The sequence below is a fragment of the Kordia sp. E genome, assembly GCF_056033805.1.
On sequence record NZ_JBRASR010000003.1, the window covers coordinates 16,948 to 38,639 of the forward strand.

15 protein-coding genes are annotated in these 21,692 nt (G+C 31.9%); 8 read left to right on the forward strand and 7 right to left on the reverse strand.

Annotated elements, in window-relative coordinates; all coding sequences use genetic code 11:
• Positions 1–7: 7 nt before the first annotated feature.
• The gene (locus tag ACUUYC_RS13270) at positions 8–1,522 is read right to left on the reverse strand and encodes a helicase HerA-like domain-containing protein (protein WP_474266397.1); all 1,515 of its coding nucleotides are present in this window, start codon (positions 1,520–1,522) and stop codon (positions 8–10) included.
• Positions 1,523–1,683: 161 nt separating this feature from the next.
• Positions 1,684–4,023 carry a T9SS type A sorting domain-containing protein gene (locus ACUUYC_RS13275; RefSeq protein WP_474266398.1) on the reverse strand — a complete coding sequence of 780 codons (2,340 nt, stop codon included), beginning with the start codon at positions 4,021–4,023 and terminating at the stop codon, positions 1,684–1,686.
• A gap of 232 nt (positions 4,024–4,255) precedes the next feature.
• Between ACUUYC_RS13275 and ACUUYC_RS13280 the strand changes: the two genes are divergently transcribed.
• Positions 4,256–4,789, forward strand: coding sequence for a DUF2059 domain-containing protein (locus tag ACUUYC_RS13280; protein ID WP_474266399.1), 534 nt, complete (start codon positions 4,256–4,258; stop codon positions 4,787–4,789).
• Positions 4,790–4,850: 61 nt separating this feature from the next.
• Here the strand turns inward: ACUUYC_RS13280 and ACUUYC_RS13285 are convergent, their stop codons facing one another.
• Complete coding sequence (locus tag ACUUYC_RS13285) at positions 4,851–5,555, reverse strand: class I SAM-dependent methyltransferase (RefSeq protein WP_474266400.1); 705 nt, start codon at positions 5,553–5,555, stop codon at positions 4,851–4,853.
• A 302-nt stretch (positions 5,556–5,857) separates the two neighbouring features.
• Here ACUUYC_RS13285 and ACUUYC_RS13290 point away from each other — a divergent pair, with 302 nt between their 5' ends.
• The 5 genes from ACUUYC_RS13290 (at position 5,858) to ACUUYC_RS13310 (ending at position 11,390) form a co-directional block, all read left to right on the forward strand.
• Entirely contained in the window at positions 5,858–6,373 is a 516-nt protein-coding gene (locus ACUUYC_RS13290) for a YkgJ family cysteine cluster protein (protein WP_474266401.1), read from the forward strand.
• 56 nt (positions 6,374–6,429) lie between these two features.
• Positions 6,430–7,284, forward strand: a complete 855-nt coding sequence (locus tag ACUUYC_RS13295; RefSeq protein ID WP_474266402.1) for a sterol desaturase family protein — start codon at positions 6,430–6,432, stop codon at positions 7,282–7,284.
• Complete coding sequence (locus tag ACUUYC_RS13300) at positions 7,274–8,512, forward strand: glycosyltransferase family 4 protein (protein ID WP_474266404.1); 1,239 nt, start codon at positions 7,274–7,276, stop codon at positions 8,510–8,512. The genes ACUUYC_RS13295 and ACUUYC_RS13300 overlap by 11 nt, the downstream gene beginning before the upstream one ends.
• Positions 8,513–8,686: 174 nt before the next feature.
• Positions 8,687–9,928, forward strand: a complete 1,242-nt coding sequence (locus tag ACUUYC_RS13305; protein WP_474266406.1) for an ABC transporter permease — start codon at positions 8,687–8,689, stop codon at positions 9,926–9,928.
• A 100-nt stretch (positions 9,929–10,028) separates the two neighbouring features.
• Complete coding sequence (locus ACUUYC_RS13310) at positions 10,029–11,390, forward strand: pyridoxal-phosphate dependent enzyme (protein ID WP_474266407.1); 1,362 nt, start codon at positions 10,029–10,031, stop codon at positions 11,388–11,390.
• A gap of 64 nt (positions 11,391–11,454) precedes the next feature.
• On the opposite strand, the gene ACUUYC_RS13315 is transcribed toward ACUUYC_RS13310, so the two are convergent.
• The 4 genes from ACUUYC_RS13315 to ACUUYC_RS13330 all read right to left on the reverse strand — a co-directional run bounded on the left by ACUUYC_RS13315 (position 11,455) and on the right by ACUUYC_RS13330 (position 15,159).
• Positions 11,455–11,823 carry a hypothetical protein gene (locus ACUUYC_RS13315; RefSeq protein WP_474266409.1) on the reverse strand — a complete coding sequence of 123 codons (369 nt, stop codon included), beginning with the start codon at positions 11,821–11,823 and terminating at the stop codon, positions 11,455–11,457.
• Positions 11,824–12,376: 553 nt separating this feature from the next.
• Positions 12,377–12,562 carry a hypothetical protein gene (locus tag ACUUYC_RS13320; protein ID WP_474266410.1) on the reverse strand — a complete coding sequence of 62 codons (186 nt, stop codon included), beginning with the start codon at positions 12,560–12,562 and terminating at the stop codon, positions 12,377–12,379.
• 118 nt (positions 12,563–12,680) lie between these two features.
• Positions 12,681–12,872, reverse strand: coding sequence for a hypothetical protein (locus ACUUYC_RS13325; protein WP_474266412.1), 192 nt, complete (start codon positions 12,870–12,872; stop codon positions 12,681–12,683).
• Positions 12,873–13,020: 148 nt separating this feature from the next.
• On the reverse strand, positions 13,021–15,159 hold the full coding sequence (locus tag ACUUYC_RS13330; protein WP_474266413.1) for a thioredoxin domain-containing protein: 2,139 nt from the start codon (positions 15,157–15,159) through the stop codon (positions 13,021–13,023).
• Between the two features lie 380 nt (positions 15,160–15,539).
• Between ACUUYC_RS13330 and ACUUYC_RS13335 the strand changes: the two genes are divergently transcribed.
• Both ACUUYC_RS13335 and ACUUYC_RS13340 read left to right on the forward strand, forming a co-directional pair.
• Positions 15,540–16,922: a sugar porter family MFS transporter gene (locus ACUUYC_RS13335; protein WP_474266414.1), complete on the forward strand. Its 1,383-nt coding sequence runs from the start codon at positions 15,540–15,542 to the stop codon at positions 16,920–16,922.
• Between the two features lie 70 nt (positions 16,923–16,992).
• Positions 16,993–21,168, forward strand: coding sequence for a hybrid sensor histidine kinase/response regulator transcription factor (locus ACUUYC_RS13340; RefSeq protein WP_474266415.1), 4,176 nt, complete (start codon positions 16,993–16,995; stop codon positions 21,166–21,168).
• Positions 21,169–21,692 lie beyond the last annotated feature (524 nt).

A 21,692-nucleotide genomic window follows, 5' to 3' on the forward strand; every position in this document is an offset into this window, starting at 1 on the left:
TTTTTTATTATTTAATAACTTTTTTAAGAATTCCCAAAATGCTTCTAATAAATGTTGCACTTGTAAGAACTTTTATAATTGGGTTTTGTCGTGTACTCTTACTCCTTGAACTTCTTGAAGCTTTTGATTTTTCCTTTTTTTCTTTTTCTTTAGCATGAAGAACTTCTGCTTTCTCAATTTTCTTATTCAGCATTTCATACGCACTTTCACGATCGATTTCCTCATTGTATTTTTTGACCAATTTAGAATTGTCAATTACTTCTTTTAATTCTGAAGGTGTTAATACGTCCATACGACTCATTGGAGCACGTAACATGGTTGCAGCTAATGGAGTTGGTCTTCCTTTTTCGTCTAAAGCAGAAACTAACGCTTCCCCAATTCCTAATGAAGTTAATATTTCAGCAGTATCATAATATTCAGAATCAGGATAGTTTTCTGCTGTTAATTTGATTGCTTTTCTATCTTTTGCAGTAAATGCACGCAAAGCATGTTGTATTTTTAATCCTAATTGACCTAATACGTCATCAGGAACATCAGTTGGATTTTGTGTCACAAAATATAATCCAATTCCTTTAGAACGAATTAATTTTACAATGCTTTCTATTTGGTTTAATAAGGCTTTGGAAGCTTCTTTAAAGATTAAATGTGCTTCATCAATGAATAAAACTAATTCTGGTCGTCCACTATCACCTTGTTCAGGGAATGTTTCATAGATTTCAGCCAATAAACTCAACATAAAGGTTGAAAACAATTTTGGCTTATCTTGAATATCCGTTAAGCGAATGATATTAATATAACCTCTTCCATCTTTGTCAATTCGAGTTAAATCTTCTACATCAAACGAAGTTTCACCAAAAAATAAATCTGCGCCTTGCTGTTCTAACTCTACAATTTTACGCAAAATTGCACCTGTAGAAGCACTAGAAATTCGTCCATATTCTTCTTTGAATTCTTCTTTTCCTTCGTCTGTAGCGTATTGCAATACTTTTTTGAAATCTTTTAAATCAAGCAATGGCATTTTATTATCATCACAATATTTAAATACTACAGCGACAATTCCAGATTGTGTTTCGGTTAAATCTAAAATTCGAGAGAGTAGAACAGGACCAAATTCTGAAACGGTAGCACGCAAGCGAACACCATCTTGATCAGATAATGAAAGTACTTCAATTGGAAAGTTTTTTGCTTCAAATGGAAACCCAATTTTAGTATGACGTTCGTCAATTTTTGGATGCCCAGGACTTGGTTGTGCTATTCCACTTAAATCACCTTTTAAATCCATTAATAATACAGGAATTCCTTTGTCAGATAAATTTTCAGCAAGAATTTGCAACGTTTTCGTTTTTCCAGTTCCAGTTGCTCCAGCAATCAATCCATGACGATTCAATGTTTTCAACGGAATCTTTACATATGCATCAGTGATTGTTTCGCCTTCATGCATTGCAGCGCCTATAGTAATATAATCACCTTTGGTTGTATATCCTTTGTCAATATGATCTTTAAAATTCTCCATACTACTCATTGCTTCCAAAATTTCGTTAAAAATAAGTGATTTTAATGAAGTCTAAAAAGATTGTAGCTAGATTTCCAATAAACTTGTTGGATTGCAAATTTTTATAAAAAAGAACATCCGTCTTTCCTAAGAAAAACGGATGTTTATAATTGTAGTTTTGGTACTAATATTTAGTACTTAATAATCTTCTTTGTGATACTTATGTTTGTCTCTGTATCTAAGATTTTAATGAAATATAAACCAGCAGCTTCACGTTGCATTGATAACGTGTTTGAACCGTTTGTAAAAGTTCCTGCTTGTATTCTTTGTCCAGTAACACTACTGATTTCATATGATAAGTTTGAAAATCTATTTACTGAAATTGTAAAGTCAGCAGCAGATGGATTTGGATAAATACGTAAGTTACTTGCTAATGCTTCTTCGCTTACGCTTAATGGTGCAATCACTTTGAATAGGTGCGTAGCACTTGCGCCAAAATCTCCATTACCATTGATTAAAATATTGTTGTCTTGATCTTCAAGTCTGTATGTTCCAGCTCCATAAGCACAGCAAATTCCATCGCCGTATGAATCTAATAGTGTAAATGTATAACATTCGTCAAATACAGTAATCGTAACATCTGTAACCTCGTCTGGTTGTGTTCCATTAGTACCTGTAGTTATATATGGTCCACCACTTCCTACTACAACATCTGCTGAATTTGTTAATTGCCAAGTTGTTTCAGCTCCATAACGGTCAGGTGTAATAATTACTCTAACAGTAGTAGCTTCGTAAGAATCAGGAATATTAAAAGGTCTTACATTAGAATCATTTGATGGTGATTCATCTGGATTTCCATTAGGGTTTGAAACAGAAGCACTAAATGAATGTGCTCCAACACCTGTTACAGGCATTGTACTAAGTGGAATATCTTCAAAAGCATCCATTGCCAAACTTCCTGTCCAGTTAATCGTAACTGCAGCATTTGTATCTAATTGATGCATAATGGTAGCACTAGTTAATACTGTACTTCCTGCGTTTCTAATACGAATTGTTGGTGTAATAGTTCCATCACATAAATCAGTTGGTATGTTTAAAACAGTCACAGCCGCATCAAAATTAAATGTTTGTAATGGTGGAAATTGTTGTAATGATGTTGGGTTTGTTCCTGCTGGATCTAACCAAAACTCTAATTGAGTAGCATTGGTTGTACCAAAATCCCATGAAACTCCAAAACGACCATAAATATCAAAACCTCCATTGTCATTTGTTCCAGAACATGCTGCAGATCCACCAGAAAGTTTTCCGATGATTAATCCATCTTGATCAAATAAAGGTGAACCAGATGATCCAGGTTCAGTAACACCTAAATCCCAATCGGCTATACGCCACATTTTTGCTGCTCCGTTACCGTTAAATGCTGTTGTAACTCGTGTTGCTCCTTCAAAGTCAACACATACTTTTTGAATGTCTCCACTTGGATGGTGAACTCCAACATTTAAAGAAGGAACTGCAGTTGTAGAACGATTCCATCCTGCCCAAACTAAATCAGCACTATTATTTGCAAAGAAAGTAGCATCTGTAATTTCTACCAATGCCATATCAGATTCAGAGTTTGAAGCTCTTAAAATTCCACCACTTGCAGTTTGAATAAATGAATTATCTACACTTGGCGCGTTTGTAGCACAATCTGCTACAGATTCGTCACTTGCCCAGTTGAAACGAAATGCCCAACCTGCAACAGAACCACCTAAACAGTGATTTGCTGTTAAGAAATATGGTGTTCCATCATTATTTGTATTGTTTACTAAAGCACCTGTACAGTTACCACTTCCACCAACAACGATCATTCCAACTGATCTTTTTACATCATTTTTAATGTCGTTTGCAGTTGCAGAAGTTGCCGTAATATCACAGTTAACATCTACATTACATGCACCTGAATCATTTAAGGCTTCAGGATTATCCATGTCAGGCGTTCTTAATGTTCTATATCCGTGAATTACGTTTCCAATATTTAAACGTCCTTGTCCACGTACTTTTTTTGGTTCAAAATATTCAATCCAAAGACTTTCACCATCAACCATCCAAGTTCCTAAAATTTCTTCAGGATTGTTGTGTTGGTGTGTAAATACATTTAGGATTTGAGAATGATCACCATTATATATGTATACTTTTCCTCCTACAGGAATGTTATAGCGATCAAAAATTAAGTTCATTGTTAACGCTTCTGGCGAAACAAAGTTGATTCTCCATATACGATCTCCATTTGGTAATGTATGCCATTCTCCAGCGTTTGATACACCATAATCTACAAAATGATCGTATCCAAATCGCCAAGGAATTGATTTATCTAAGTCATTGACAGCATCTTCTGCTTGCAATGGAGCTAAGTTTGGTTTCGGAAGCTCAATTGGAGCTACTTTTGCAATATCTGAAAGATTCCAACTTTCAGGTTGCGGACGTTGAGAATTTTGAGCTGTCGCCTGGAATATAAAAGCTAATAGCACAAGAATAGTAATTTTTTTCATAGGTAAATAGTTGTGTTTGATTTAGTTTGATAAAATTTTTGACGGGAAATTAACAAAAAAATAACATTTTAACTGTGTTTTTTTTAATTTGTAACAGGTTTTGATGTATTTTTCCTATAATTTATCAAAATTTAACGAATTTAACAATAAAAAAATATCTTTGTGCAGCTTTTGGAATACTATTTGAAAAGTTTTCTTAGTATAAAACACCTACCCGTTTTTATTTTTTAATATGAAAAAATTATTTATTGCCGTTTTATTTTTATGCAGCTTACAAACTTCTTTTGCGCAGACAGATCCGTATATAGAAAATGTAAAGCATTATTTAACGATAAACGGAACACAGCAACAATATGAAGGTGCTATTGAAGGAATGTTTACAATGTTGCGCAAACAATTTAAAGATTATAAAATCCCAGAAGCTGTTTGGAAAGAGTTAGAAAGTGTAAAAGGAAAACAAGTTGATGATGTAAAGGCCATTTTGGTTTCTGCATATAAAGCATATTTTACATTGAATGATATTAAAACAATGACTGCTTTTTATGAATCTACAGCAGCAAAGCAAATGCTAACAGATACAACCAAGTTAACAGATGTACAACGACAACAGATAGGAAACTTTTATGATTCAGAAACTGGGCAGAAAATGATTTCTAGTAAAGATGGATTGGCAAAAATTGAAGGAGAAATCTCTATGCAATGGAGTGGAGCATTGTATAAAAATGTGATTAATAAATTAGCCGAAAAAGGATATAGTTTAAACTAAACTAAACTACATACATATTATAGATTACAAAAGTTCACTGAGATTTTCGAAGTGAACTTTTTTACATTGTCAACTTTGCTAAATAGTCGTAGTGTTCGCCTTCCAATAAGAGTTGGCATTGTAAACCGCATGCATGTGCGGCATTTTGTAACGTATTGTAATCAATGTATAGCCAATGAAAAGGTGCTTCATGTTCGCCTTTGTAGCTTACATGATACATGAGTTCTCCATAATAATCTGTCTCAGACGGAATCCATTTACCACCATCTTCATCTTCATCAAACATATAAATGATATCTGAAGAATCGACTAAAATTTGTCCACCTTCATTTAATAGCGTTTTGAGATGATTCAAAAAGTTAGCAATGTGTTTTAGCTTACCGCACATTCCAGCTCCATTCATTAATAATAGAATTGTATCAAAATTTCCAGTAAACTCTAATACATCCGTTTGGATAGCTTTTGAAATTCCTCGCAGTTTACAAGCTTCAATCGCTGCTTCGGAAACATCAATTGCAGTAACATCTAAGTTGCGTTCGTTTTGTAAATACAAACTATGACTCCCAGCGCCACAACCAACATCTAGTACTTTTCCTTTTGATAAATGGAGTGCAGTTTGTTCAAGCTTAGGCATTTCTGAATATGATCGAAATAAATACGGAAGCGGCAATGAGTCTTCTTCTGAAATAGAAGTTGAAGTCATTAAATCTTCTGTGTAATTACCTTGTTGGTAATCTAAAATGGCTTTCCCGAATAAATCTTTCATACAAATAATACTAGCAGACAAAAGTACATCAAGTAATTGAAATTAGTTGAAAAGACATAAAAAAAGCAACGATTCGTACAAAGTATTTCTCGTTGCTTTATGTTAACTATAACCTAAATAATTAACCTAGATTCTAAAAATCCCCCAATTTTAAGAGCCCTAGTATTTTAACCTTTGTTATTTTTTTAAATGAAAATAACTCATATAACTTGTGTTATATAGATAAGTTCTACTTTAAAATATTTGTTACCCAATAAAAACAAAAAAATATAATTTACCTTTGTTGCAAACAGGAAAAGCCCATGCAAGATTTTATTAACGAACTTCCTAAACTCGCAAGAGACGTTCAAGTTGAGAACCAAAAATTCTTTAATAAATTAAAAAAGAGAACGCCTAAGAATTTAGATTATATGATGCAGGAATTGCATGAAGAAGAATTTGAAAAAACAGATTGTTTGGAATGTGCTAATTGTTGTAAAACGACAAGTCCTATTTTTACAAATGCTGATATTGCTCGAATTTCAAAGCATTTTAAGATGAAAGAGCATCAATTTATAAGTCAATTTTTATTTTTTGATGAAGACAATCATTATGTACTACAAAGTGCGCCTTGTCATTTTTTAGGAGCTGATAATGAATGTATGATTTATGATGTGCGTCCAAAGGCATGTAGAGAATATCCACATACCAATCGCAAAAAATTTCACAAGATTTCTGAAATTACCATGAACAATATTTCTATTTGCCCGGCAACCTATAATATTGTAGAAAAGCTAAAAACAATTATGGAAAGCAAAGGAAAAAAACAATCTCGATAAATTTCAAGAAAAACAGTATCTTTAAAAACGTTGAACACTTATAAAATCTTATCATTTTGGATACTATTTTAACTTATTTTGATTCTATTCCATCTTCGCATAGAAGTATTATTTTAATTGGAGGAATCGCTTTTTTTTGGCTGATTGAATATGTCATTCCGTTAATTCGATTTGATTATAAGAAGTTTAAACATGCTGGAGTCAATATTTTTTTTACACTCACAACAATTTTAATTAACTTCTTTTTAGCCTTCATGCTTTTTGAAGCATCAGAATGGGCAGTTGCCAATAAATTTGGAATTTTACAATGGATTGATCTACAATTTCCAACCTTATCAGTTTGGTGGTATGTATTAATTGGAGTTGCCGCATTAGACTTTTTTGGCGCTTGGTTGGCACATTATGTAGAACACAGAGTTCCTGTATTGTGGCGTTTTCATTTGGTACATCATACAGATACACATGTAGATACAACGACGGCAAATCGTCATCATCCAGGTGAAAGTGTCATTCGTTTTGTTTTTACATTACTTGGAGTACTTATCGTTGGCGCGCCAGTGGCAATTATTATGTTATATCAATCGATGTCTGTGGTTTTATCACAATTCAATCATGCTAATATTGGAATTCCTAAAGTGGTTGATAAATGGATTAGTTACATTATTGTTTCGCCAAATATGCACAAGGTTCATCATCATCATACACTGCCATATACAGATACTAATTACGGAAATATTTTTTCTATTTGGGATCGAATTTTTCAAACATTTGCAACCAAAGATCCTGAAACGTTAGTCTATGGAGTTGATACATATCCGGATGCGACTGAAAATGCAAACCTGAAAAGTCTATTAAAAATTCCTTTCAACAAATACCGCGCACCAACAACATTGAACTCTGATGAATCATAAGGTTTTAATCATTGGTTATGTGTGGCCAGAACCAAATTCTTCTGCCGCAGGAACTCGGATGTTGCAATTGTTACAAATATTTCGATCTCAAGATTGGGAAGTTACTTTTGCATGTCCAGCAGCAAAAAGTGAATTTGTTTTTGATTTAAATGAACTCGGAATTACTTCAGAAACAATCCAGATTAATGATGCAAGTTTTGATGAATTTGTCAAAAAACTAAACCCTACAATTGTATTGTTTGATCGTTTTATGATGGAAGAGCAATTTGGTTGGCGAATTACAGAAAACTGCCCAAATGCATTGCGAATTCTCGATACAGAAGATGTGCATAGTTTGCGAAAAGCACGACATCAAGCACTAAAAGATGGAAAAGAGTTTCATGTAGATATGCTTAAAACGTATCAACTAGCACAACGCGAAATTGCCAGTATTTTGCGATGTGATGTTTCGTTGCTAATTTCCGAAGTAGAACGCGATTTGCTTGTGAATGAATTCAAAATAGATGCTTCTTTGTTACTCTACATTCCGTTTATGCTAGAAAAAGTATCAAAAGCACAAATAGAAGTATTGCCAACTTTTGAAGAACGACAACATTTTGTCACCATTGGAAACTTTTTGCATGCGCCAAATCGTGATATGGTGTTGTATTTAAAAAAAGAAGTTTGGCCAATTTTACGAAAAAAATTACCCAAAGTAGAAATGCACATATATGGTTCATATGCGAAGCAAAAGAGTTTACAATTGAATCAACCAAAAGAAAAATTCTTTGTGCATGGACGCGCCGAAAGTGCTTCAGAAGTAATTTCAAAAGCGAGAATCTTATTGGCACCTTTGCGTTTTGGAGCAGGTTTAAAAGGTAAACTTATTGATGGAATGCAAAACGGAACGCCATGTGTCACAACTTCAATCGGCGCAGAAGGCATGCATGGAAATTCGTCTTGGAACGGAATTGTTTCAGATGATATTGAAACTTTAGTTGATGAAACTGTACAATTATATACAGACAAAGATCGTTGGTTAGAAGCGCAACAAAATGGTTTTGAAATTCTAGCTGAGCGTTATCAAAAAGAATACTTTCGAGAACAATTATTAGAAAAGATTGAAACAACAATCAACAATTTAGAAGCACATCGTACACAAAATTTCTTTGGAAGTATGTTGCAATTACACACAATAAGAAGCACTAAATATATGTCACTTTGGATAGAAGCGAAGAATAAAGGTTAGTTGTGAGTAGCTAGAATTGAGTTTTTATATTCTTCAATCTTATTAAAAATGAATTTGGTACTAAAGCAGTTTCTTGGAGTTTAGTTGTGCTGTAGCATCATATCTTGTGAAAAATCCGATTAATAACAACAATAAAAATGTATTTTTGAACAATCTATTAAATCATTCTTTAATTTGAATTACGAGTTTTTTATTGCCAAACGTATTATAAAGGCAAAACAGTATAAGAGTAGTGTATCAGCCACCATAATAAAAATCGCCATTGCTGCAATTGCGATTGGTATTGTAATGATGATGATTGCGATTGCTACTGGAATGGGACTGCAAAAAACGATTCAAGAAAAAGTAGCTGCATTTAATGGACATATTCAAATTTCTACTTTTGACAATAATGATTCGGAGGTTTCATTATTTCCCGTAGATGCGAATCAGGAATTTTATCCAGACTTTACACAAATTGAAGGTATTAAGCATATTCAGGCAGTTGCTACAAAAGCAGGGATTATTCGCACCGAAAAAACATTTGAAGGTGTGTTGGCAAAAGGTGTTGGGAAAGATTATAATTGGCAGCCATTTGAAGATTTCTTAAAAGAAGGACGTTTGCCGAATGTATCTGAGAAACGTGAAAATAGAGAAATTCTAATTTCAAGATATTTAGCAAGGCGTTTAGAATTTAAGTTAGGCGATACATTTAAAACGCTATTCTTAAAAGAAAACACAAGCGAAATTCCAAACGAACGTACTTTTGAAATTGTCGGAATCTACGAATCTGGTTTTCAGAAGTTTGATGAGAATGTAATGTTAATAGATATTCGTCACATCCAACGAATAAATAAATGGGAGAAAGATCAAATTGGAAATTTTGAAATTTTCCTGAATGATTTTGAAACCATTGGACAAAAAGAAGATGAAATCTACTCAATTACTCCTTCAAATTTAACTACACAAAGCATCATTAAAAAGTTTCCGTTTATTTTTGAATGGATTTCATTGTTTGATGTAAATATCTTTCTCATCATTGGAATTATTATCATTGTTGGCGGAATTAACATGATTACTGCTTTATTGGTATTGATTTTAGATAGAACACCAATGATTGGAATCTTAAAATCATTAGGAAGTAATAATCTAAGTATTCGAAAAATATTCTTGTATAATGCAACGTATTTAATTGCAATTGGATTGTTGCTGGGGAATATTATTGGTGTTGGACTTATTTGGGCGCAACGAGCGTTTGGCTTTCTCAAATTTCCAAATCCTGAACAATATCATACAGCTATCATTCCAACACATATAGAAGTTTGGCATATTATAGCATTGAATATAGGAACATTGGTTCTATGTGTATTAATGCTAATTCTTCCTTCATATATCATCACAAAAATTACACCTGTAAAAGCAATCAAATTTCAGTAAATGCCCTTTTTTTTGGTTTAAACTATAGGAATACAAGACTTTTCAATTCCATAACATAAATCTAAAGAGAGTTTGTATCTTTGCACCTCAAATTAGAAGCATGGAATACGCAGAAAATATATTAGAAACTATTGGAAATACGCCAATGGTGAAAATGAATGCCTTAGTGAAAGATGTTGACGCTTTGGTATTAGCAAAATATGAAACATTTAACCCAGGAAATTCTGTAAAAGATAGAATGGCGTTAATGATGATTGAAGATGCAGAAGCTGATGGACGTTTGAAACCAGGCGGAACTATTATAGAAGGTACTTCTGGAAATACAGGAATGGGATTAGCATTAGCTGCCGTTGTAAAAGGATACAAACTTATTTGTGTGATGGCAGACAAACAATCGAAAGAAAAGATTGATATTTTACGTGCCGTTGGTGCAGAAGTTGTGGTATGTCCGACAGCTGTTGAGCCAGATGATCCACGTTCGTATTACTCAGTTTCGAAACGTTTAGGTGAAGAAACTCCGAATTCTTGGTATGTAAACCAATATGATAATCCAAGTAATGCAAAAGCGCATTATGAAAGTACTGGACCAGAAATTTGGAAACAAACTGATGGGAAAATAACACACTTTATTGTTGGAGTTGGTACTGGAGGAACAATTTCTGGAGTTGGAAAATATTTAAAAGAACAAAATCCCGATGTAAAAATTTGGGGAGTTGATACGTACGGTTCTGTTTTTAAGAAATATCATGAAACAGGAATCTTTGATGAAAACGAAATCTACTCGTATATCACAGAAGGAATTGGAGAAGATATTTTACCTAAAAATGTAAACTTTGATATCATTGATGGATTTACGAAAGTAACTGACAAAGATGCTGCTGTGTACACACAACGCTTAGCAAAAGAAGAAGGAATGTTCTTAGGGAATTCTGCTGGTTCTGCTATCAAAGGGTTATTGCAGTTAAAAGAACATTTTACAAAAGATGATGTTGTAGTTGTTTTATTTCATGATCATGGAAGTAGATATGTTGGGAAGATGTTTAATGATGATTGGATGCGTGAACGTGGTTTCTTAGAAGAAGAAATTTCAACTGCTGCCGATTTAATTAAAGATCATCATAGTAAACCATTAGTAACTGTAAAAACGGGAGAATTAGTTTCACATGCAATTGAGCGTATGCGAAAATTCAAAATTTCTCAAATTCCTGTAATTGATGCAGAAGGTTTTGTAGGTTCAATTGATGAAACCGCATTATTCTCAAAATATATGGAAAACAAAGAAATTAGTGATCTATATATTTCTGAAATCATGCAAGCGCCTTTTCCTATAGTGCATAAAAACGCTTCTATTGATGATATTTCTAAATTAATAACAAAAGACAACCAAGCAGTATTGGTTGATTTAGGAAACGATAAGTACCATATCATTACAAAATACGATATTATTAAAGGGATTAATTAGTCCTAAATACCAGATACAAAAAAAGTCGAATATTACTATTCGACTTTTTTTTATGACTTATATTTTATAAGAGTGGATCTTTATTTTGAAAATCAGTAGCAAGTTTCTTATATCGTTTTTCTAAATTTCTATTATCAATAAGAATAATAATTAACACAGAAAGAAAGATGAAAATTGAATACCCTAGAATGGAATTTAATTTTTCTCTTTTCCCAGCATCACTAATACCACCACTTTCATTATCAGTTATTGTAGGAGTATTTATTATACTTGTATCGTTATCCTGTTGAGCAATAACTTTAGAAGTAATATAATCCTGTAACTGATATTCTGTTTTTTCAGGAACACTAGCGCGTAAATTGAGCGCAAATATGAAAAATAATAATATGATAATTTTTGTTTTCACAGCATAAAAATATAAAAAAAAACTCACAAAAATAATTTTTAACTATTGATTTTTAGCGTTTTATGAAATGAGTATTAAAATAGAAATAATTGACATTTGTTATTTCTACGACATTAGTTTGTTATGTGAATGTCTTTAATGCTGATTCATGATGTTCCGCTAGAAAAATAAAAAATAAAAAGGTTTAAAATCTAAATTATTCGCAATCTCTTTATTATCAATAGTTTGCTAAGTGGTTTTAATTTTTTTAAAACAGGTTAAATTCATTTTGAACACTAAAAAGAGGTATATTCATCAAAGAAAATTCATGAGATAATTTACTTGATTTTGGGGATAATCAATGTAGAAAAAACATGAATGTTGTTGTCAGAACTAGATTAAAAAAATCTTATAATTCTTTCAAAGTGAACACAAAAATAACAACTTTTTTCCTAAAATATTGTATTTAACTAATAGTTTCACTGTAAAGACAGGAAGATGAACAATATTTTTTTTAATTTGATATAGTTATAAATACAAAAAACTCTTAGTATTTCAATACTTGGAGTTTTCTATTTGTTCTTTTTGAAATATACAGAAACTACCTTGCAGTTTCTAGTTCTGTTGGGCAATCTGGACATGAATGACAAGATAAGTTACAAGTACACACACCAACAGGAAATGTTTCTTGATTAGGACTTAATTTCCCTCCAATTACTGTTAAACTATCTAATTTACTGATAGATGTTTTGTTTAATGATAGGTTTTGTGTTGCTCTTTTTTTCATAATATATGGTTTTGATTCGTTTCAAGATAAAAAAAGTAACGTAAACTATTGTCAAATAGCGGACAATAAAAAAGCGAGCCGAAGCTCGCTAACTAATTAATTTTCAATAATTGTCGATTTATTTAGCTCCACATCTGTAAAGACCTGAAGTTCCCCAACAATATGTTTCTATTGTTAATGGTTCAGCAACAGGACCTTGACAATTGCAATACGTTTGTGTATTTGGAGCAGCTCCAATTACAACGTTAGATTTTAAGCTTGAAATTGACTTTTTGTTAAGCGATAAACTTTTTAAATTCTGTTTTTTCATAATAAAAAAATTAAGTTAATAATTAGAAAGTTACCAACTTCAGAATTTGTTACCCAAATATTGAAAATGCCTAAATTGAGTTAAGCTTTTATTACATAAAGTTATATTCTATAACATGTTGGTAAACAGTATTTATCGCCTTTTTAGACTACTTTTTCATCAATTCAATAGACTTCTCAACATCATTTACAGGAAGTTTACACGTTCCGTCTACACATACATAAATATATGTGTCATCTTCAACAAAGCGGTTTTCCATCAATGGAATTGTACTCTCACCTAATGAACCAGCAATGAGAATGTTTGGTAAATAATAGGTGTTTAATTGCTGTGCTTTTTCCAATCCTTTAGAACCTGCAATAGCGACTTCAAAATACGGACTTGCGTAGTTTGCCATCAATTGTAACCAATTGGAATAAGTAGAAGGTGAATTGTCTATATTCGGAATGATGTTCGTTAGCATTTGCTTTGCTTGTGTACCGTAATCTTTGTCACTGTAATAATGACTCAACTTGAATAAATTGTTTGCCATAATAGAGTTTGAAGCAGGAATTACATTATCATTCACTTCCGTTTTTCGAGCAATTAAATCAGCATCTGTATCAGATGTAAAATAAAACATTTGTGTGTTTTCATCTTTAAAATGAACAATTGCATAATCTGTTAACTCTTTTGCTTTCTGTAGCCAAGTTTCATCAAAAGTAACTTGATATAACGCAATAAAACTATCAATTACCGAAGCGTAATCTTCCAAATAACCATTAATGCTGCTTTTTCCATCTTTATAATTATGATTCAATCCGCCATCGTTTCTAAGTTGTTGCTGCACGATGAAATTAGCATTCTTTTTAGCAGCTTCTAAATATTCAGAAGTTCCAAATACACGATACGCGTCAACATACGCTTTTAGCATTAAAGCATTCCAAGAAGTCAATACCTTATCATCTAGTCGTGGTTTTGCTCTTTTTTCACGCGCTTCAAATACTAATTTTTTCCAAGAATTTATTTTTGTTTCAAGTGCATCAATAGTGAGTTTGTTTTTTTCTGCAAAGTCAGCTTTAGCATCTTTTCGAATAAATACATAGTGATCACCTTCCCACTTTCCATACGAATTGACATTGTAATATTTTTTAAATAATTCAAAGTCTTCTGTAATGATGGTTTCCAATTCATCTTTCGTCCAACGATAAAAAGCACCTTCTTCCAGTTCGTTACTTTCTGTCATGCTATCTGCGTCAAGTGAAGAATAAAACGCTCCATTTTCGGTAGTTAATTCACGTTGAACAAATAATAAGGTTTCTGCAACGATTTCTTTATACAATTCATTTTTTGTTACCAAATATGCCTCTGAATACAAACTGACCAATTGTGCATTATCGTATAGCATTTTCTCAAAATGTGGAACATGCCATTTCTTATCTGTAGAATACCTTGAAAAACCACCACCAACTTGATCGTATATGCCACCATACGCCATCATTTTTAATGTTGTATTTACATATTCTTGTACTTTTTCATCGTTATATTGAACACCGTAACGTAGCTGAAATGCCAAATTATTAGGCATTGGAAATTTGATATCTGTTTGTTGTCCGCCTTTATTAAAATCTAAATAGGAATTCCAAGTTTTTATGTAACTATCAATCGTTTCAAGAGTAAAAGGAGTTTTTTCTTTATTTAATGTAATTAGTTCTGACTTTTGGATTCCTTCCGTTAATCTTTCAGCATATGCTACTGCTTTCTCAGGATTTTTCTCATACAATGATGAAATATCATTGAGTACTTTCATCCATTGTCTTTTGGTAAAATACGTGCCGCCAAAAATTGGGCGTCCATCTGGTAGCGCAATACAATTTAATGGCCAACCGCCACTTCCAGTCATCAATTGCACAGCATTCATGTATATTTGATCAATATCTGGTCGTTCTTCTTTGTCAATTTTAATGCTGATAAATTTATCATTCATCAACTTGGCAACCGAATCATTTTTAAAACTTTCATCTTCCATTACATGACACCAATGACATGCAGAATATCCAACAGAAATAATAATTAATTTATTTTCTTCTTTAGCTTGTGCAAGCGCTTTTGGATTCCATGACTTCCAATTTACAGGATTGTGTGCATGTTGTAATAAATACGGACTAGTTTCATTAATCAATTCATTTGTATATTGATGTTCATTTTTACGATTAGTATCGGTTTTAGAAACACAACCCAAAATACATATAAGTAAAGTGCCGGTTAAATAGAATTTAAATCTCGTTAGATGTTGAAATAGAATCATTTTATAAAAGTAACAATCGATTGATGGAATATAATGAACTCATGCAAACTTTTTAGGTTTAAGCGAAAATTAAAGATTTTTAATTCTGTTGAAAGCTTTTTTGAGTTGCATAGCCATAGCTACGGAAAGAAAAAAAGATAAAAACAGCGCTAAGAATAATAATTTTTTAGCAAATTAAAAAAGTTTGCACGAGTTCAATATTAAAATTTCAATTTCTTTTGAATATGATTGAATTAAAATATGTTGCGAATGCTATTTGAGTCAATAGTCTCAAGGATGCATCATTTGTTTTATGATTTGCTCGATTTATCACATTTCTATTTTTTTATCGCGCTACATTTAGAAAAATTTAATACACTAACAACCATAAATCAATATCTATGTCTAAAAAAACTTTTTTACTGCTCATAACTGCCGTCTCCGCTTTAGGTGGATTGCTATTTGGTTATGATACTGGAGTCATTAATGGAGCGCAATTTTATTTAAGTAAATTTTTTGTGTTAGATGATGTCATGAAAGGTTGGGTTGTAGGTAGTGCATTATTAGGTTGTTTTATTGGAGCAATTGTTGCCGGACCGTTAAGTGTTAAATTAGGAAGAAAGCAATCGTTGATTATTTCTGCCATTCTTTTTTCACTATCAGCATATGGTTCTGGATTGCCAGAATTGTTTCCGCAAACGGTTTCTATATTAGTGTTTTTTAGAATTTTAGGAGGTTTAGGAATAGGAATTGCGTCAATGAATGCACCAATGTATATTGCTGAAATAGCTCCAAGTAATATTCGTGGAAAAATGGTAACCTATTACCAATTAGCTATTGTAATTGGGTTTTTCGTAGTATTCTTAGCTACCTATTTTATTGGAAATGGTTTATCAGAAGCACAAAATATTGAATATGGTTGGAGACGCATGTTTTGGTCAGAGTTAATCCCGAGCGGATTATTTTTAGGACTGTTGTTTTTAGTGCCAAAAAGCCCACGATGGTTAGCTTTAAAAGGAAAAGATGAAGAAGCGTTAGCAGTTTTAAATAAAATTCATGATGAAGAAATTGCAGCTCAGGAATTGGAGGACATAAAAAAATCACTATCAAAAACTACTGATACAGTAAAAGTGAACTACTTTTCAAAAGTGATTTTAGGAATTATTATTATAGGAACAGTATTATCGGTTTTACAACAATTTACAGGAATCAATGCAGTGTTGTATTATGGAGCAGATATTTTTGAAAAAGCATTAGGATTTGGAAAAGAAGATGTATTAGCACAACAAATATTATTAGCATTTGTAAACTTAGTATTTACGTTTGTAGCGATGTTTACAATAGATAAATTTGGTAGAAAACCTTTATTATATATTGGTTCTGGAGGAATGATTCTTGGTTTTTTATTATTAGGCGTAAGCTTACAACAACAATCAGTAGGAATCATTTCATTGATAGGCGTTCTAATCTTTATTGGTTCGTTTGCTTTATCAATGGGACCAGTGGTTTGGGTAATACTATCAGAAATGTTTCCAAACAAAATTAGAAGTGTAGCCATGTCTGTTGCTGTTGCAGCACAATGGGCAGCAAACTATGTAGTTTCACAATCGTTTCCGGTTGTCATGGGAAGCGACGTTAATAATGGACCGACTTGGAATGGTTCATTACCATATTTCATATTCATAGCGTTTATCCTTGTCATTGTGTTTGTTACATATAAATACATTCCTGAAACGAAAGGGAAATCGCTTGAAGAAATTGAAGGTTTTTGGGAAGAAGCATAAAGGGTTTTTAAATTAAAAATTTGATAGAAATGTAAATTTGAATAAGTTTGATCGTAGAAATTATATTCATATGAAAAAGAAGTTCCGTTTTATAAGTATACTACTGTGCTTTTTCTGTTTCAGTTCTTGGTCGCAAGAAACGATTCAGAAGTATGACTTTGTGAGTATCAAAGAAGGAATTTCTAAAGTTGGAATCTACACAATTATTCAAGATGATTTAGGATTTATTTGGCTAGGAACTAATGGTGCAGGATTGTATCGTTATGACGGAATTAGTTATGATGCCTACAAATATATCATTGACGACTCCACTTCGCTTAGTAGTAACTTTGTACAATGTTCATACTTAGATAGTAAAAACAGATTGTGGCTTGGAACAGAAAATGGACTGAATTTATATGATCGTGATAATGATCGATTTAAGCGAATTCCAAATGCAGCATTCCAAACAGAAAATGATGAAAATATCTCTGTTAGGAGTTTACACGAAGATGCAAATGGAAACCTTTTTATAGGAACACTTGATTTAGGAATGTTCAAAATGAATTTGAACGATTTCACTATAGAACGAATTCTAAGTAGTGAATATTTAGAGTCAATTTCGTTGAATATTAAAGCAATTCAAATAGATACATCTGGAAAAGTTTATGTAGCGACCAATAGAGGAATCAAAGAATACGATTATAAAACGAATACATTACGACTTTCTACATTTAAAAATAAAGACGGAGATGTTCTTATTCAAAATGAAATAGAATCATTAATTATAGATACACAAAATAATATTTGGATAGGAACAGAAGCTGACGGATTAATGAAAGTGAAACCTGTTGAAACATCCAATAGTGAAACATTTTTGGAAATTGACAACTTTTCTTTCTCAACAAATAAAATCTTATCGCTTGTAGATCTTAAAAATGGAACGTTATTATGCGGAACAGAAAATGATGGATTATATCATATTGACGTAAACGGAACTATTTTAAACAATTATCAAGCTAATAAAACCAACAGTGATGGTGTTTTATCGAACTCTATATGGTCATTATATATAGATAACGACGAAAGAATTTGGCTTGGATATTACAATAAAGGAATATCTGTTTATGATAAATTATATGATAAGTTCAATGAAATAAAAAGCTCTTCTCAAAACCCAAATTCATTACAACACGTTTCTGTAACTGCTATTGTACAAGATGAAAATGATAAATTGTGGATAGCAATGGATGGTGGAGGAATTGACATTCTGGATAAGCAAAAAAATAAATTTACGCATATAAATGCTTCTAATAGTCAAGCATATTCAGGATTGACAAGTGATTATATTGAAGCACTTTTAATAGATCGTACTAAAAATCTTTGGGCAGGAAGTTGGGATAAAGGATTATTTTGCTTGAAAAAGAACACTAAAAAATTCATCAATTACACCACAAAGAATACGAATGGAGCGTTAACTTCAAATAGAATTTTAACACTAGATGAAGATGCAGAAGGTATTATTTGGATAGGAACATATAATAATGGATTACATTCATTCAACCCAAAAACGAATACATTTATACATTACAATTTTGGTGATTTTCTAACGAATAGATTAGCAAATATTGAAGTGAGAAAAGTAATTGTAGATCGTAATAATCATATATGGATTGGTACTGAATTAGGTCTTTTTAAAATTGAAAAACTAGATAATGATGAGTTACGTGTAATTCCAATGCGGAATAAAATGCCCAAAAAATTCAACAATCACAATAGCTCATCTAAAATTTTCTCAATATATGAAAGCACAGATCGTTCAATCTGGATTGGAACGCGCGGTGCCGGAATGTGTAAATACGATCGTGCTTCTGATGCGTTTATTTGGTATAATAAACTAAATGGTTTGGTTGAAGAAAATGTCAATGGAATTACGCAAAGTATAGACGGAAACATTTGGTTAGCGGGAAATTCAGGAATTACAAAGCTAAATGTAAAAGACAATACGTTTACAAACTATACGAGTAATGACGGACTTTTGTCGAATGATTATAACATCAATTCGGCATTCAGAGACAAAGAAGGATTGTTATATTTCGGAAACTTTCAAGGTGTTGATTATTTCAATCCATTAGATATCAAACTCAATAAAAATGTACCTTCATTATACCTTACAGAGTTTAAATTATTCAATGAAAATGTAATTCCTAATGAAGAGAAATCACCTCTGGAAAAAGTAATCTCTAAAACAGATAGTTTAACACTTAATAGTAAACAATCGGTTTTCACCATAGAATATTCAAGTATTAACTACACACGACCAGAAAAAAATGAATACGCATACTACTTAGAAGGTTATGAAACGGCTTGGAACTTTGTGGGTAAAAAACGGAGCGCAACCTACACAAATTTAGATCCAGGTAATTATACATTCAAACTAAAAGCGGCAAACAATGATGGTATTTGGAATGAATCGCCCTTACATTTAAAAATAACAATTTTGCCACCTTGGTGGAAAACTATTTGGGCAATATTATCCTACGTATTACTCTTTTTAGTAGGTATATATCTGTTGAATAGAGTTACTCGAACTCGAATAAAAGAAAAACAATTGGTTGCAAATGAACGTAACAATCGTTTGTTGGAAAAAGAGTTGAATGAAAAGAAATTACAGTTTTTCACAAACATATCACACGAATTTAGAACGCCACTTTCATTAATAATTGGCCCGTTAGAAGACATCATCAAAAATGATAGTACTGTATTGCCAGAAAGAATAAAAGAAAAGCATAATACAATTCATAAAAATACGAACAGATTATATCGTTTAATCAATGAACTATTAGATTTTAGAAAGTTAGAATTAGATAAAGTTAGAATCAAAGTTAGAGAACTCAATCTAGTTTCATTTACAAAAAAAGTAGCGAGCCATTTCAAGGAAGAAGCATTTATCAAAAACATTCATCTAAGTATTGACACGGATATTCAAGACATTTCTGCTTGGGCAGATGAAAGCATGTTGGAAAAAATAATTTTCAATATTTTATCAAATGCATTTAAAGTTACACAAGATGGTGGCGCAATTACAGTAGATCTTTCTGCAAAAGAAGACTTAGTCGATTTACCATTGGCAAATGAAAACGAAAAAATAAAAGCCATTGAAATTGCAATTTCAGATACTGGGCCAGGATTAAAACGAGATCAAATTGATAAAATTTTCAAGCGCTTCTACCAAGTTGATAATCTTAACAAAACCTATTATGGCGGAACAGGAATTGGCTTAGAGGTAGTGCAAAATTTTGTAAAACTACACAAAGGAAAAATCAAAGTAACAAGCGAAGTTGGTACTGGAACGACTTTTACAATTGTATTGCCAGCCAGTGGTGAATACTTTAGCAAAGATGAACGTTTAACAGAAAAAGTAGAAGATCAAATTAAGGCAGAAGAAAACTTTATAATTCCTGCTACTACTACAGAAACTATAGTTGAAGAAGATGAAAAAATAACAGTAACCTCACATACTTTATTAATTGTAGAAGACAATACGGAGCTGCGTAATTACCTAAAAAATGAATTAAAAAGTCAATACAAAATATTACTAGCCAAGAACGGAAAAGAAGGATTGCAATTGGCAAAAGAATTCTTGCCTGATATTATCATGACAGATGTAATTATGCCTGAAATGGACGGTTTTATGTTCTGTAAACACATCAAGAGTGACATCAAAACGAGTCATATTCCATTACTAATGCTAACGGCAAAAACACGTATTGAAAACCGAATGGAAGGTATTGAGAATGGGGCAGATGCTTATATGGTAAAACCTTTTGATGTTGGTTTATTGAAATTAAGACTCTCACAATTAATTACAAGTAGACAATTAATTTTTAATAAATACTTTAGTGTAATCAGTGATGCAGATAATAAAACGACAACTTCCATTGACAAAGAATTCATTGAAAAAGTATTAGGTTACATCAATGAAAGTATTGGTGATCCAAACTTAAATGTAGAATCGTTAGCTTCACAATTAAACCTAAGTCGAAGTCAATTCTATCGAAAAATAAAAGCATTGACAAATCAAACAGCAAACGAGTTTATCAGAAATATTCGATTGCTTCGCGCAAAGCAAATTATAGAAATGGGAAATAATAATATAAGTGAAGTTTGCTACAAGGTTGGTTTCTCATCTCCATCATACTTTACAAAATGTTTCAAAAGTCATTTTGGTGTCTTACCAAAGGAAATAGAAAGCACAAAGTCGTAATCTTACATATTCATAAAACAAGAAATTGCTTTACCAATTAAGGATGTTGGAAAGCAATTTTTTGTTTACAACAGTTCTTTTATTATTGTTTGATGAGAATAGGAAATGTTGAATTAAACCAAAAAACACACTCTTAAAGAAGGCATAATACACACACTTCTTTTTAACAATCATAATAATTGATGTATATATACAAAAAGTACAATGCAACAAATGTGCTGTGATTGCTTTTTTATGAAATTTAGCATCATTTATTATAAAGAATAAAATCTAAGTGCTTGAAAATTAATAACAAAGGTTTTTTATTCTACTGTTTTGTTAGAATGTGAAAAATGTAGCGTATATACTAAAACATATGCTACGACAACGTTGTAGTTTTTATAAAACGCATCAAAATTTGCATCATATGCTTTATAATTCACATTAATTAATTAATATTTTTTTAACATTTGTGAAATGCGAATTAAAAAATTTAAATGGAAAATGCTAAATGAGTTAATTCTCATTGCTGCAATTATTGGATT

What these genes read in the sequence shown, in the direction of transcription:
- ACUUYC_RS13270 (WP_474266397.1), bottom strand. Translation starts at nt 1,522, where the DNA reads ATGAGTAGTATGGAGAATTTTAAAGATCATATTGACAAAGGATATACA.
- ACUUYC_RS13275 (WP_474266398.1), bottom strand. Translation starts at nt 4,023, where the DNA reads ATGAAAAAAATTACTATTCTTGTGCTATTAGCTTTTATATTCCAGGCG.
- ACUUYC_RS13280 (WP_474266399.1), top strand. Translation starts at nt 4,256, where the DNA reads ATGAAAAAATTATTTATTGCCGTTTTATTTTTATGCAGCTTACAAACT.
- ACUUYC_RS13285 (WP_474266400.1), bottom strand. Translation starts at nt 5,555, where the DNA reads ATGAAAGATTTATTCGGGAAAGCCATTTTAGATTACCAACAAGGTAAT.
- ACUUYC_RS13290 (WP_474266401.1), top strand. Translation starts at nt 5,858, where the DNA reads ATGCAAGATTTTATTAACGAACTTCCTAAACTCGCAAGAGACGTTCAA.
- ACUUYC_RS13300 (WP_474266404.1), top strand. Translation starts at nt 7,274, where the DNA reads ATGAATCATAAGGTTTTAATCATTGGTTATGTGTGGCCAGAACCAAAT.
- ACUUYC_RS13310 (WP_474266407.1), top strand. Translation starts at nt 10,029, where the DNA reads ATGGAATACGCAGAAAATATATTAGAAACTATTGGAAATACGCCAATG.
- ACUUYC_RS13320 (WP_474266410.1), bottom strand. Translation starts at nt 12,562, where the DNA reads ATGAAAAAAAGAGCAACACAAAACCTATCATTAAACAAAACATCTATC.
- ACUUYC_RS13325 (WP_474266412.1), bottom strand. Translation starts at nt 12,872, where the DNA reads ATGAAAAAACAGAATTTAAAAAGTTTATCGCTTAACAAAAAGTCAATT.
- ACUUYC_RS13330 (WP_474266413.1), bottom strand. Translation starts at nt 15,159, where the DNA reads ATGATTCTATTTCAACATCTAACGAGATTTAAATTCTATTTAACCGGC.
- ACUUYC_RS13335 (WP_474266414.1), top strand. Translation starts at nt 15,540, where the DNA reads ATGTCTAAAAAAACTTTTTTACTGCTCATAACTGCCGTCTCCGCTTTA.
- ACUUYC_RS13340 (WP_474266415.1), top strand. Translation starts at nt 16,993, where the DNA reads ATGAAAAAGAAGTTCCGTTTTATAAGTATACTACTGTGCTTTTTCTGT.